This is a genomic window from Butyricicoccus porcorum (assembly GCF_051246315.1).
GTDB classification, from domain to species: Bacteria; Bacillota; Clostridia; order Oscillospirales; family Butyricicoccaceae; genus Butyricicoccus_A; species Butyricicoccus_A porcorum.
This window is the reverse complement of sequence record NZ_CP178353.1, coordinates 1,103,890-1,117,488: the sequence shown is the minus strand read 5'-3', so window position 1 is coordinate 1,117,488 and position 13,599 is coordinate 1,103,890. Positions and strand designations below refer to the sequence as shown.

The 13,599-nt window shown below is 53.6% G+C and carries 10 protein-coding genes; 4 read left to right on the top strand and 6 right to left on the bottom strand.

Annotation, left to right across the window (positions count from 1 at the left end):
• Positions 1-3: 3 nt before the first annotated feature.
• The gene (locus ACLM7Z_RS05355; RefSeq protein ID WP_087019048.1) at positions 4-1,275 is read right to left on the bottom strand and encodes an oligosaccharide flippase family protein; all 1,272 of its coding nucleotides are present in this window, start codon (positions 1,273-1,275) and stop codon (positions 4-6) included.
• Between the two features lie 24 nt (positions 1,276-1,299).
• Positions 1,300-2,283 carry a glycosyltransferase gene (locus tag ACLM7Z_RS05350; protein WP_087019050.1) on the bottom strand — a complete coding sequence of 328 codons (984 nt, stop codon included), beginning with the start codon at positions 2,281-2,283 and terminating at the stop codon, positions 1,300-1,302.
• Positions 2,284-2,445: 162 nt separating this feature from the next.
• On the opposite strand from ACLM7Z_RS05350, the gene ACLM7Z_RS05345 reads away from it, so the two are divergent.
• Positions 2,446-3,075, top strand: coding sequence for a helix-turn-helix domain-containing protein (locus ACLM7Z_RS05345; RefSeq protein WP_242969820.1), 630 nt, complete (start codon positions 2,446-2,448; stop codon positions 3,073-3,075).
• Positions 3,076-3,394: 319 nt separating this feature from the next.
• Here the strand turns inward: ACLM7Z_RS05345 and ACLM7Z_RS05340 are convergent, their stop codons facing one another.
• Positions 3,395-5,755: a hypothetical protein gene (locus ACLM7Z_RS05340; protein WP_273349426.1), complete on the bottom strand. Its 2,361-nt coding sequence runs from the start codon at positions 5,753-5,755 to the stop codon at positions 3,395-3,397.
• A complete protein-coding gene (locus ACLM7Z_RS05335) occupies positions 5,739-7,853 on the bottom strand; it encodes an efflux RND transporter permease subunit (RefSeq protein WP_330395845.1) in 2,115 nt (704 codons plus the stop codon). The genes ACLM7Z_RS05340 and ACLM7Z_RS05335 overlap by 17 nt, the downstream gene beginning before the upstream one ends.
• 274 nt (positions 7,854-8,127) lie before the next feature.
• Between ACLM7Z_RS05335 and ACLM7Z_RS05330 the strand changes: the two genes are divergently transcribed.
• The 3 genes from ACLM7Z_RS05330 to ACLM7Z_RS05320 all read left to right on the top strand — a co-directional run bounded on the left by ACLM7Z_RS05330 (position 8,128) and on the right by ACLM7Z_RS05320 (position 10,256).
• Positions 8,128-8,721 (top strand): TetR/AcrR family transcriptional regulator, encoded by a 594-nt coding sequence (locus ACLM7Z_RS05330; protein WP_087019058.1) that lies wholly within the window; start codon positions 8,128-8,130, stop codon positions 8,719-8,721.
• On the top strand, positions 8,718-9,401 hold the full coding sequence (locus tag ACLM7Z_RS05325; RefSeq protein ID WP_087019060.1) for an HAD family hydrolase: 684 nt from the start codon (positions 8,718-8,720) through the stop codon (positions 9,399-9,401). The genes ACLM7Z_RS05330 and ACLM7Z_RS05325 overlap by 4 nt, the downstream gene beginning before the upstream one ends.
• 651 nt (positions 9,402-10,052) lie before the next feature.
• A complete protein-coding gene (locus ACLM7Z_RS05320; protein WP_087019064.1) occupies positions 10,053-10,256 on the top strand; it encodes a hypothetical protein in 204 nt (67 codons plus the stop codon).
• A 177-nt stretch (positions 10,257-10,433) separates the two neighbouring features.
• Here the strand turns inward: ACLM7Z_RS05320 and ACLM7Z_RS05315 are convergent, their stop codons facing one another.
• Both ACLM7Z_RS05315 and licT read right to left on the bottom strand, forming a co-directional pair.
• Positions 10,434-12,539, bottom strand: a complete 2,106-nt coding sequence (locus ACLM7Z_RS05315; protein ID WP_087019066.1) for a PTS transporter subunit IIABC — start codon at positions 12,537-12,539, stop codon at positions 10,434-10,436.
• Positions 12,540-12,710: 171 nt separating this feature from the next.
• Positions 12,711-13,550: a BglG family transcription antiterminator LicT gene (gene licT / locus ACLM7Z_RS05310; RefSeq protein WP_087019068.1), complete on the bottom strand. Its 840-nt coding sequence runs from the start codon at positions 13,548-13,550 to the stop codon at positions 12,711-12,713.
• Positions 13,551-13,599: the final 49 nt, after the last annotated feature.

Below are 13,599 nucleotides of genomic sequence, written 5' to 3'. Positions count from 1 at the left end.
TGCTCAGTCCTCCTGTTCCACGTGCAGCAGCGCACGGTTTTTCCAGATTACGATAATACGGAACAGCAGGATGGCAATTTCCGCAATCGATACCAGTGCGCCGAGCGTGACCATATTCATATTGTCGGTGAAATACAGCACCAACAGGTTGAACACATGCAGCGCTGAACCAAAGACAACCGAATAATTCGCATATTTTGACAGTCCCATTGCGCTCAGCGTCGGGAAACCGAGGATATAGCTCGGCAGGATGACAATGACAACCGGCAGCATCGCGCGCAGTACCGGTGCCGCATCGCCATAACCCGCGCCAAACACGATTTCACACAGCGGGCGCGCAAATACAAAGACAACCGCACAGCCGCCGATGATAATCGGCATGAAAATCTTCAAAATCTTCCAGACCAGCTTGAAATCCTTGTTTTTGGTCATATACGGATACATACTGTCGGAAATTGGCGACAGACCGTTTTTTGCAGTCGTCACCAGCTTGTCCGCCAGCGTATAATAACCGATGGACGAGCCCGCGGAAATAATACTCAAAATAACCGTATTGCTCGCGGTGTATACGGAGGTTGCAATGCGCGAATAGAAAAATGTGCTCGATCTGCGGAAGCTGTCCCAGATCTCCCGTGCCCGGCATTTGACAAACCGGATATTCATCTGGCGGTACAGATGCAGATATACGCCGAGAAGCGCGGCTGTATTGCCGATAATATTTAAAATCGGGATAATACAATACTGCTCCGGCTGCTTGAGCAGCAGCACAATCATGACAGTGAAAAACGTCTTGATCGCAACCGTCCGCACCGTAATCGCAGTCATCTGCTCCAGTCCACGGTACAGGTAATCCGGAATCATGGAATTGACTGCGGTGGCAATCAAAAACAGCAGATAAAATGTGCGGTCTTCGCGCCACGACGGCAAAATCTGACACAACACAAGCAGCACAATGACCGAACCAATGGTCAGGAAAATTTTGTCGATTGTAACTGCGGTCAAAATCCTGGATACCTTTCCCCTGTCCTCGCGGTTGCGGGAAACATCTTCTGTTGCGCTGAGCAGAAAGCCGAAATCAATGACCAGCTGGAAATATACCATGATTGCCGTCGCAACACCCAGCTTGCCGTAATAGGTCGGGCCGAGCACACGGGTCTCATATGGAACGACAATAAAGCTGAGCAGATACGTCGAAAACTGCATGATATACAGCATGACCGTATTTTTTAACAGCACGCCCTTTTTGGAGCTGAGGGCATTTTTATTGAGCTTCAAAACAGGAAATCCTTTCTTTTTTTCTCAACCGCCAACTCTGTTCTTTGCGCGGAACAGGGTGGCGAGCAGACGGTACCGGCGATGCAGCAGCAGATTGAATGCCAGCTTTTTGGAGCGCGGCAGCTGTGCCACATAGCGGTTTTTTTCAAACCCCGGGAAATATTTGCGCATGTACTGATAAAACTCCTGAAGCAATGGATGCTTCGGGTCGGTCATCAGCACACGGACAGAAGCCGCGAGGAAAATATGATCGATTGCCAAACGGCACAGTTCATCGCGGTAGCGTTCAAACAGCCCGTTCTCGCGGTACCAGCCCAGCAGGTCGTCAAACGCATCCATAATCTCATGGTTGCGGTCGACATTCTTGTTGCGCGTGATGGAATTTTCCCGCACGACATAGTAGTAATACGGCCGATGGACAGAAGCGACACTCTTTGCCTTTGCAAACAGCTTAGTGGTCGTGCGGATGTCCTCATACCACACGCGGCCCGGATACCGAATCCCGGTTTCCAAAAACAGCCGGCGCGCATAAATGCGTGTCCATGCATTCGGCAGGGCAAGCAGCAGCTCCGGCGTATCCGCCAACGTAAACACCCGGTCTTCCGGCAGCGGGTCAATGAACACCTGCGAAGTATCTCCGCCATTGTCCACGCGGAAACCAAAGCTGATGATTTCAGCATGTGTCTCGTCTACTTTTTCAGACAGCTCTGCGAGCATTGTCTCGTCGATATAATCGTCGCTGTCCAGAAAAACCAGATAATCGCCCAGTGCATGTTCCAGGCCGACATTGCGCGCATCACCCAGTCCGCCGTTCGGCTTATGGATGACACGGATTTTTTCCGGCGCCTGCGCCGCAAGCTCATCGCACAGCGCACCGCTGCCATCTGTCGAGCCGTCATCTACCAGAATCATTTCATACTCGTTATTGTTCTGTGCCAGAACCGACCGGACACACTTTTCCAGATAGTCTTTTACATTGTATACGGGGATTACTACACTGAATTTCATACCATTCTCCTCATTTCCCGATATGGGGTTATTATAATCCCTTTATACAGCGTATGCAAGGGAAAGTGCATCGTGCAACCGCCGGTTGCGGATAAATCACCCGCAAATGGTAGCCATGCAACCGTTATTTCTGGTATGATAGAAACAGAAAGAGAGGTGTTGATGATGACGATCTCCGACCGAATCCGTGAGCTGCGCCGCACCCGGGGCATTTCACAGGAAGAGCTCGCCGCACAGATCGGCGTATCCCGCCAGGCGGTGTCCAAATGGGAGAGCGGACAGAGCGTGCCCGACCTCGACCGGGTGATTGCGCTCAGCGATTATTTTGATGTCACAACCGATTATCTGTTAAAGGGCATTCAGCCGTCTGCGCCGCAGGCGGGCAGACAGGCGCCCAACGCATCGGTATTTGCCATCGCCGGGACGGCATTCAATGTCATCGGGCTTGCCGCCGCCTGCGGCATCTGGTACGAGCAGCAGACAGCAACCGCCATTCTTATCGGGCTGATTCTCATGGCAATGGGCTGCATGATTTTTGGCATCGGCATCGTCTGCTCCGCAGAAGCCACCAGACCGGCAGCAAACCACTTGTTCTGGAAGGTCAATATCTGGGTGCTGGCATTCTTGCCGCTGGCTGTCGTATACAACCTCCTGACATACGGGATTCCGGCACCTTATCCGCTGCTGTTCCGGCCAATCTTCCTCTTTTTCCTCTTCTGGCTGGTGTATTTCGCCATCTGCCTGCTGGCGCGGCGGCAGCTCTTGCGAAGTGACCGCACAAACGACGAATAACGTACAAAAAGGAGACATCCGCGGATGTCTCCTTTTTCTTTGTCCATTGTATCCGGCTCGTATATCCAAGCGGCGTTGGGGGGCGGACTGGCGGACGCGTTCGTCCGACATGTCCGCAGTGCGCGGGAGCGCATCGGAACGATTTTCTTTTGCTTCTCCCCGAACTGCTTCCAGCCCGCTTCAAAATCCACTTCTGCGGCGTTGGGGCGGACTGGCGGACGCATTTGTCCGACATGTCCGCGGTGCGCGGGAGCGCACCGGAAAGGTTTTCTTTTGCTTACTTTTCTTTTCCTCAAAAAGAAAAGTAAGAGAGAGAGAGTTAGAATAGACCCTTAATGCGATCCCACAGGGTTTCCTTTTCCGGCTCCTGCTTTGTCGTGTCGTCCTCGTCCTCTGTATTCTGCACTTCTTCGGTACGCATGACATACTTGGTCGTGGTCTCCGTGGCCGACTCCGGTGCGCCGGAATAGCAGGACGCAGACTGTGCAAATTCGCGCTGTTCATCCAGCACCTTGGCTGCCGTGCGCAGGTTGGTCAGCATCTCGTTATCCGTAATCTTGCTGATACCCTCTTCATTGTATTCTACAATGCCGTCATACAGCTCGCCGGAACCGTCCGAAAGCTGGGTACCCGCTTCGTCAAACTGCCGGATGGCATCCTGTACCGTCGCACTTGCGGAGGAAAGCTGCTTCATGCCTGCTGACAGGTCATCTGCGCCGGAGGTCAGCGAATCCGCACCATCTGCCAGCTGGTTCACACCGCCAGTCAGCGTCGGAACCTGACTGTTCAGCTCACCAATGCCGCCAGACAGCTGATTTGCACCGGAAACCAGTGTGCCGGTACCGTCTGCCAACGCCGACGCACCGCCATACAGCGTCTTTGCACCGGAAGCCGCCTGACTGACGCCCTTTGTGTACTGCGCAATCCCGCTGTCAAGCTGAACTGCGCCCTCCTGCAACTGTGCAACCGAGGTTCCGAGCGTCTTTGCCAGCTGTTGCAGACCTGCATCCATCGTGCTATAGCTGGATGCCGCTGTTTCCAGGCCGCTGTTAATTGTACCCAAATTCTCGCTGAGACTGGACATCGAAGAAGAAATCCCACTCTTTACGCTGCCCGCACCGGAGGCAATCTGTCCCGCCGCGCCAGCAAGCTGACCGCAGGCCTGCGCCATCGCGTCGACGGCCTGACGGTTGGTCTCAAACTTGCGCAGAATCTCCGCGCCGCCCTCCATACTCTGGAGTGCGGCAATTTCACTCTCACTCAGCGATTCGCCCGACTTGGCCGACAGTGCGGACAGATTGCTCTCCAACTCGGAGGCACAGGAAGCAATGCTGTCCAAACCATCCATTGCTTCCTGTAATTTACCGGAATTCAGCGCCTGCATGACCTGATTCATGCCGCCGGACAGCTGGTTCAGGCTGCTCTTCATTTTGGACGAACCAGAGAACAACGCCTGTACATCGTCACTTTCCAGCGCCGCACCCAGCTGGTTCAGGCCGTCCGCCAGATCGGACGCACCGGCGGACAGCTTGCCGGAATTGCCGTCAATCGTGCTCAGGCCCCCGGACAGGTCACCCGCACCCGATTTCAGCGACTGTGCACCGCTGTCGACCTGTGCCGCACCGCTTGCCAGCGACTGTGCGCCGTCCGCAAGCTGTCCGACACCATCTGCCAGATCGCCTGCCCCCAGCTTCAGCGTGCGCATGCCGGAAGACAGCTGCTTTGCGCCGTCGGTCAGCAAGCCCGCACCAGAAGTCGCGTCGATAATGCCGTCATGAAATGCGACATAATTGGAGGATAGTTCACCCAGCTTTTCATCCAGCGTATGGCATCCGTCTGCCAGCTGCTCTGCGCCGTCAATCAGCTGCTGTGTTGCGTCCTTCAGGTCATCCAACTGGTCAAACGTATCATCCAGATCAAGGTCTTCTGCATCCAGATCATCCAGATCAGACGCACAGGCGAAATAGATGGACGGCAGTTCGCCGTCAGTCATATCGCATTCAATCTCAACATCGTCCAGCAGCATGTCGGCAACATCGCTCAGGTCATCGGTCAGCAGATCGCCATAGGTCTCCTTCATGCCCGGCATGGCGAGAAATGCAACAATCTGGTTGCTGCTGTCCGTCTGTACCGTGCCGTTTTCCGCCTTGATATTTTTGAAGTGATCCACCGACATGTCCGTGCCGATAACTGTAAAATACGGCATGCAGACGGTATACTTCTTCCCGTCTACCGTGACCGTTTTGGTCTGTTTGTTTTCCAGCGCGATATGAATGACAAGATGCCCGTCCGCACCCTCCAGCTGGGACGGCTCCACCTGCTTGCCATCCAGCGTGTAGGTGATCTTCGCCTGTACCGGCAGCTCTGCTGTGGAGGTACCCTGATAATAGACATCATTGCCCTCGATGTTCCAGGTCAGCTTACTGCCATTCTGCTTCGGCTGTTCCTTGCCTTTGAGATTTACAATATCGTCCAGATTACTGACATCCGCAAAGTTACTCAGCCCCTTATCCGAATGCAGCCAGTCACTCACCGTCTGATGTGCAACCGTGCCGTCCGGCTCGAGCGTTGCAAATACCGTTTCATCCTTGCTGACAGATGCCGCCAGTGCGGGCGATACCATGCCGCACACCATCAGGGCGCTCAGCGCGCCCGCCGTTACTTTATATGCCTTTTTCAATTGGAACACGCTCCTTATTTTGCTTTGCTTTCGCACCGGACGCATTGTCTTCAATCCAGTGCCATGAGGTTTTGCGGATGACCGGCGCAAACAGGACGAGCAGCGCCGGAAGAACAAACAGGATGACGAGCATGGAAATAATCGCGCCGCGGCTGATGAGCAGGCACAGACTGCGGATCAGGTCGATTTTGGAGACAAACGACAGTCCGACGGTCGCGGCAAAAAAGGTCAGGCCGCTTGTGATAATGCTCGGTGCACAGGTCTGCACCGAAATCGCCGCCGCCTCGCGCGGGGCAAGGCCGTTGTTGCGCTCCTCACGATAGCGCGTCGTCATCAGGATCGCATAGTCCACTGTTGCGCCGAGCTGGATCGTACCGAGGACAATGCTTGCGATAAACGGGATGGTGGAACCGGTGAAATATGGCAGGCCGAGGTTTATCATAATTGCGCCCTCAATGGCGAATACCAGAAGCACCGGAACAGAAATCGATTTGAAGGTCAGCAGGATGATAAGGAACACCGCGAGAATCGAGGTGACCGAAGTGGCGCTGAAGTCGTGGTCACTGACAGTAATCAGATCCTTTGTCATGGCTCCCTCACCGGTGATAATGCCATTTTTGTCATAGCGCTTGACAATCTGATCGATGGTATCGACCTGTGCGTTCATCTCATCGTGTCCCGGTTTGTATTCCGTTGTAATCATCATCAGCCGGTGCCCGCCTGCATGGAACAGAGACGCCACATCCTCCGGCACGACGCTCTGCGGGATGCCGCCGCCGATGTATTTTTCATAGCACAGCGTATTCTTGACGCCGTCCACATGGTCGATCTCATCCGCGAGATTCTTCATATCCGCCGAATCCAGCGACTCATCCACAATGACAAAATGGAAGCTCGGCATGCCGAAATCCTCCGACAACCTGTTGGTACCGGCAATGCCGGTCAGTGTCTGCGGCAGACTGTCGGTCAGCGTGTAATAGACATTGGTTAGGCTCTGCGCCCGCCCGAATACGACAAACAGGACAAGAAATATCGCCAGAATCGATTTCGGATGTCCGGTGATAAACTGTCCGGTGCGTTTCAAATTCGGCCAGATAACCGGATGTTTGCTCTTTTCAATGACGCGGTCGAAATAGATGATGAGCGCCGGAAGGATGGTCAGCGTGCTCAGTACGCCGAGCGCGACACCCTTCGCCATAACGATGCCGATATCTGCGCCGAGCGTCAGCGACATCGTACACATCGCGAGGAATCCAGCAATCGTCGTCAACGAGGACGACATGATCGCTGTGCTCGTTTTACAGATGGCAGAGATCATCGCCTCCTCATTCGGCTTCTCCGCTTTCTCATCCTGATACCGGTTCAACAGAAAAATACTGAAGTCCATCGTGACGCCCAGCTGCAAAACGGCCGCAAGCGCCTGTGTGATGTACGAAATCTGCCCGAGAAAGACATTGCTGCCGAAGTTATAGACAATCGGGAAGATCAGACCGAGCAGGAAGATGAACGGCACCACCGTGTTCTCCAGGAACAGAAACAGCACCAGCAGGCTGAACACGACCGCACACAGCACATATTTCGGCAGCTCCTGATTGACCAGCTCCTTGGTGTCCTCCAGAATGGCGGACATGCCGCCGAGGAAACAGCCCTTGCGCATCGTGGATTTGATTTCCGCAATCGCATTCATCGTGCTGTCGGACGCGCTCGATTCATCGAACCGCACCAGCAGCATGGTCGAGTCATTTTTGCCATAAAGGAAATCCTTCGCGTCAGACGGCAGCATTTCCTTCGGAACCGAAACATCCAGGACATCACTCGTCCAGAACACGCTGGAAACGCCATCGATCTGCTCCAGCTCTTCCTTCATGTCCAACAGATCCGCGGTCGGCATACCCTCTACCGTAACCATCGCTGTGGAGGCAATCTGGAAGTCATTCTCAAGATATTGCTCGCCCTCCATCGATTGCAGATCAGACGGCAGATAACTCAGAATATCATAATTGACCCGTGTGTTGATGTATCCGAAAGCGGACAGCACGAGCAGTATACATGCCGTCGCGAGCACAAAGCCGCGGCGTTTTACTACAAAACGAGCCATACGCTCCATACAGAATACGCCCCTTTCTTTGGGAGTTTTCCGGCAGATTTCACCGGTTTTTAACAAAGTGACCATTCGTCACTTTTACAGTACACCCAGTATAGTCCAAAACTGACCAGTGGTCAATATCTATATTGCCGACTTTGCTACCCTTTTCCAACATCGCGTTGTTCATTTCGCAGAATATCAGTTTTCCCACTCGCGTTTCTTGCCAAATCCCGGCGAATGGGCTATACTTGTGGCAATCCGATTGGATACAAAGGGGTGAGACAGCATGAGCGAAAGCATGGAACAGAAAAAGGAAACAAAAAAGAAAAATCTGCTGCACGCCGCGCAGACGCTGTTTCTGGAAAAGGGCGTGTCAAAAACCAGCATCAGCGAGATCGCAGAGCGCGCACAGGTCGCCAAGGGCACCTTCTATCTCTATTTTGCAGACAAGGATGACCTGCTCCAGCAGCTGCTTTACCAGATCAGCTATGACATCATCCGGCAGGCCTATATCTACGCCGAGCAGCGCCGTACCGACGACTTCGCGGAAAATATTATCATCTTCGCGGACTGGATCATCGATTATCTGACAGAGCACACGGATATCCTGCGTCTGATTGAGCGCAACTTCTCATGGCCGATGATCCAGCGCAGCCTGACCGGGCATACGGATGACCCGCTCTGGCGCGCCATCGTCATGCGCCTGCACGACACGCCGCTCGCCGATATCCACAACTCACAGGAGCTGTATGACGTTATCTTTATTATCGTAGAAATGTGCGGCACGGTCTGTTATTCCAGCATCATCGAGGGCCGCCCCGACACGATTGACAACATGAAACCGCTGCTGTACCGCATGATACGGAGATTACTGCGATGAATTCCACAAACCTGCAACACCCGGCACTGGTTTTCGATATGGACGGTGTCATTCTCGATACAGAATCGCTTGTCCGCCGCTGCTGGCACCTGCTGGCGCCGGAATACGGTCTGGATGCAGGCGACCTCGACCAGGTCTTTCTTTCGACCGTAGGCACGACCCGCATGTATACCGGAGAAATCCTGCGCACACATTACGGCGCAGACTTCCCTTCCGAACAATTTAACAGCCATGTCAGCCGCACCTTCCATGCCATCGCGGACACAGATGGCATCCCGGTCAAGCCGGGTGTTCGTGCGCTGCTGGACTGGGCAAAGAACGCCGGCTTCCGCATTGGTCTGGCCTCCTCCACGCGTGAGGTGACCATTCGGCGCGAGCTGGAGCATGCGCAGCTGTACCACTGCTTTGACCACGTGATCGGCGGCGACCGCATCGCACGCAGCAAGCCCTATCCCGACATCTATGAGGCCGCCTGCCGCGCACTCGCTGTCCTGCCTGCGGATGCCTTCGCCATTGAGGACTCCTACAACGGCATCCGTGCCGCAGCCGCGGCAGGCATGCGCCCGGTCATGGTTCCCGACCTGTTGCCTCCGACGGACGAAATGCGCACGCTGTGCCACAGCATTTTCCCCGACCTCGCTGCCTTCCGCAGCTTCCTCGCCCAACAGTTCTCTGCCTGATTTCACATCTTCATCCCGCCGGTTGTTCCGGCGGGATTTTTTATCCGCACCTTCGTTTATATAGCTATTTCTCTATTGTTATACTCTGTTTCAATTTGCACGTTTGTTCAAATTTGCGTTTTCATTCTCTTCCATCCCTTCAAAAAACTCCCATATTATCTGCATGTCCAGCCTGTCGTTTTCCGCACGGAAACACGTGCGTTTTGTCCGCGAGACATGGAGCTTTGTTCGCACCTGTATGAAACAAACATATGAAACATCTTGTTTTTTCATTCCATCGATTTTTCCATCTTTTTTGCAGTAAAATTTCGAGTTTATCTTGAATTTTTATTGATTTTGAAATTTTAAGAAACAATATGCATGATTTATCTGAGAAATTTTTTTAAATTTCTTGCGAAAATTATGAAAAACTTGCACAAAATCACAGATTTTATAAACAAACTTTATCACGCTAAATCGTTTTCGGTTATTTCTGTATAAGATAGTAAAAAACACATGTTTTTCATAGCAATAATTCGGTGAATTTGCGCCGTGACAAACGTAACGAAATGGGATATTATATTAGCGAAGACAGAAAGCCTGGTGCAATGCACCGGTCGACCGTTTTCGGCAAAATATCGGGCCATATGGCTCAGAAAGGAAGCGAGCACGATGGGCATCTTAGGCGAACTCAATCAGATGGTGAAAGCAGGAAGCATGGAACAGTTCCACACATATCTGACCAACGAAAGCAATCTTTCCCGTACAGACGCAGGCACTTCGGCAAACATCGACCTGAATGACCCCCGCACAGCAGGCGCACACAGACGTTCGATGCATCACGACGCGGAAATTTCCATCGCTTCTCACCGTTAATCCGATTCCCCCAATTTTTTTCATACCTATTTCTCTTATCTCTTTTCTCTGTAAAAGCACCACCGCAGTCAGACCGACTGCGGTGGTGCTTTTTGCATGCCAAAAACAGCGAGAGACCGGCAGGTTGCCGGTCTCCCGCTTATAGGGGTTGGGAAAAAAGGGGGGGGCTGTTTTTTATCAGCGAACCGTCAGGATGCGGTCCCCGGTCTTGACATCGCCGGACGGCTGCATCGCAATCTCTGCGAAATCATCCGAGTTGGTGACAATGACCGGTGTAGTCAGCGGATAGCCCGCCTTCTTGATGGCTTCCATGTCAAAGGTACCGATGAGGTCGCCCTTCTTCAGCGTATCGCCCGCCTTGACCTTGATGTCATAGCCCTCACCGTTCAGGCGCACGGTGTCGATGCCGATGTGGATCAACAGCTCGAGATCGCCTGCAACCAGACCGATGGCGTGTTTGGTATCAAAGACATTGGCAACCTCACAGTCGCACGGTGCGACAACCTTGCCCTCTGTCGGTTCAATCGCTGCGCCATCGCCCAGCATGCCTTCCGAGAATACCTCATCCTTGACCTCGCTCAGCGGGATCAGCTTGCCGGTAATCGGCGCACAAAGCGTAACGGCCGGGCCTGCCTTCTTTTCTGCCGGAACGGGTGCTTCCGGAGCCGGTGCCGGTGCCGGAGCTGCCTGCGGGGCAGCGTCGCCGCCATGCTCCAGGAAGTCCTCCAGATTGGATTTGATTACCGTGACGCGCGGTCCATAAATGACCTGTACGCCCTGGCCCTTATGAATGACGCCGGATGCGCCGGTGGATTTCAGAATACCATCGTCAACCTTTGCGGAGTCATGCACCGTCATGCGCAGACGGGTTGCGCAGCAATCGATATCCGAGATGTTTGCACGGCCGCCGAGGCCTGCAACGATCTGTGCAGAAAGCGCATCCGCGCCGCCTGCGCTGTTCTGTGCATCCTTTGCCGCATTGACATCGGCACGGGTGTACAGCTTGTTCTCCGCGTCGCCGCGGCCTGGGGTCTGATAATCAAACTTGGTAATCATGAAGCGGAACAAGAAGTAGTATACGGCGAAGTAAACAACACCGACAACAATAACCCAGATCCAGCTGGTCTTTGCATTGCCCTGCATGATGCCAAACAGCGTCAGGTCGATGATGCCGCCGGAGAACGTCATACCAACTGTGCAGTTGAGGATATGCATCAGCATATAGGAGAGGCCTGCCAGCACACAATGTACGACATACAGCGGCAGTGCGACGAACAGGAACGTAAATTCAATCGGTTCTGTAATACCGGTCAGCATGCCGGTCAGCGCTGCGGACAGCAGCAGGCCGCCGACTTCCTTGCGGTTTTCCGGATTTGCGCAGTGGTACATTGCCAGCGCGCCGCCCGGCAGACCGAAGATCATGAACGGGAACTTGCCGGTCATGAAGCGGCAAGCCTGAGAGGCATAGTGAGTGACGGTCGGATCAGCCAGCTGTGCGAAGAAGATGTTCTGTGCACCCTCTACGACAACGCCGCCGACTTCCATCGTGCCGCCGAGTGCGGTCTGCCAGAACGGCAGATAGAAGACATGGTGCAGGCCGAACGGAATGAGCGCACGCTCAATGAAGCCGTACAGCCAGGTGCCCGCGTAACCGGAGCTGAGTACCAGTGCGCCCAGCGCATAGATGCCGCTCTGGACAATCGGCCAGATGAAATACATAACGATACCGACAACCAGATAGACAACTGCGGAAATAATCGGGACAAAGCGCGTGCCGCCGAAGAAGGACAGCACCTGCGGCAGTTCAATCTTATAGAACTTATTGTGCAGCGCCGCAACACCGAGGCCGACGATAATGCCGCCGAATACGCCCATCTGGAGCGAATTGATGCCGCAGACGGTCGCCGTCGCACCATCCATATTCGGTGCACCGAAGTTTTCGATCATCGCGCTGATGGAGGCATGCATGATGAAGAATGCAATCGCGCCGGCGAGCGCCGCGACTTCCTTCTCCTTTTTCGCCATGCCGATCGCAACGCCGATCGCAAAGATCAACGCCAGATTGTCGAACACGATGGACCCCGCCGCATTCATGACGTTGAGTATGGAATTGGCCACCGTACCCGGGCCAAGGATTCCCATCAGCCCATAGGTTTCCAACATGGTCTCGTTGGTAAACGAGCTGCCGATGCCAAGAAACAGACCGGCTACCGGGAGCAGCGCAATCGGAAGCATGAATGATCTGCCGACACGCTGTAAGACGCCGAAAATCTTGTCTTTCATTTCTTTCTCCTCCTGATAAATTTAATATTGCCAAGCGGATGCCCGCTTTATGCACAAAAAAGACCTTACGCAGGGCAAACAACCCGCCGGATTTCCGGCAGGAGCAAAACGCCCCATCAGCGCAAGGTCTTGCCCAAGCATTTCTGACCGGTCACAAGCTTCCATATTCTGTTATTCTTTGCTTCCGGAAACCCGGCGCAGGTGCACCGTGAGGAACACCATTTCCTCCTCCGAAAGATTGCAGTGAAATTGTTTTTCCAGATACGTCCGGATCCGCTGTGCGCAGATATAATCGCGCGGATAGCGGTCACGGATCATGCGCTGAAACTGCTCATCGTCACCCTCCATGGTCTCCCGCCGCGCGATGCGCTGGCCGAGGAACTTGAGGTGCGTGATAAACCGCCCGTAATCGAGCGAATTTTCATTCAGCGTAATGCCGTAATAGTTGCGGACGGTCTTCAGGATAACCTGAATCATCTCGGTGATCTTGACCATATCCGACATATCGGTGTCCAGCTCAGCGTTGACGATATGCAGCGCCACAAATCCGGCTTCGTCCTCACTCAGCTGTACGTCGAGCCGGTCGTGCACCATTTCAATTGCGTGCTGACCGATTGAAAATTCATTTGGATAGAAATTTTTGATCTCCCACAGCAGGCCGTTTTTGTATTCCAGCCCTTTCGCCTTGCGCTCAATGGCAAAGCTGATATGGTCGGTCAATGTGATGTAGATATTTTCGCTCAGCTTTTTCCCGAGGCGTTGCTGGGCGCATTCGATAATCTCCGTGCAGACGGCGACATGCTCGGTCGGCACATCCTTCACCAGCTCCATGAGCTTGCTCTTGGCTCGTTCATCCCGAAGCGCATAAACCTTCTCAATGGTCGCAGGCGGCACAATGTCGCCCTTTTTCTTGCGGAATCCGATGCCCAGACCGCGCAGAATGACCTCTTGTCCATCCTCCCCGACCGAGCACACAAAATTATTTCCTATGACACGCGCAATGCGATACATGGTATGCTCTCTTTCCCTGTGTTCCCATTTCCCTGTTTTCCAGCTTTCC

Excerpts from the sequence above, each read along its gene's own strand:
- ACLM7Z_RS05350 (WP_087019050.1), bottom strand. The coding sequence starts at position 2,283 with ATGAAATTCAGTGTAGTAATCCCCGTATACAATGTAAAAGACTATCTG.
- ACLM7Z_RS05345 (WP_242969820.1), top strand. The coding sequence starts at position 2,446 with ATGATGACGATCTCCGACCGAATCCGTGAGCTGCGCCGCACCCGGGGC.
- ACLM7Z_RS05335 (WP_330395845.1), bottom strand. The coding sequence starts at position 7,853 with ATGGCTCGTTTTGTAGTAAAACGCCGCGGCTTTGTGCTCGCGACGGCA.
- ACLM7Z_RS05330 (WP_087019058.1), top strand. The coding sequence starts at position 8,128 with ATGAGCGAAAGCATGGAACAGAAAAAGGAAACAAAAAAGAAAAATCTG.
- ACLM7Z_RS05325 (WP_087019060.1), top strand. The coding sequence starts at position 8,718 with ATGAATTCCACAAACCTGCAACACCCGGCACTGGTTTTCGATATGGAC.
- ACLM7Z_RS05320 (WP_087019064.1), top strand. The coding sequence starts at position 10,053 with ATGGGCATCTTAGGCGAACTCAATCAGATGGTGAAAGCAGGAAGCATG.
- ACLM7Z_RS05315 (WP_087019066.1), bottom strand. The coding sequence starts at position 12,539 with ATGAAAGACAAGATTTTCGGCGTCTTACAGCGTGTCGGCAGATCATTC.
- licT (WP_087019068.1), bottom strand. The coding sequence starts at position 13,550 with ATGTATCGCATTGCGCGTGTCATAGGAAATAATTTTGTGTGCTCGGTC.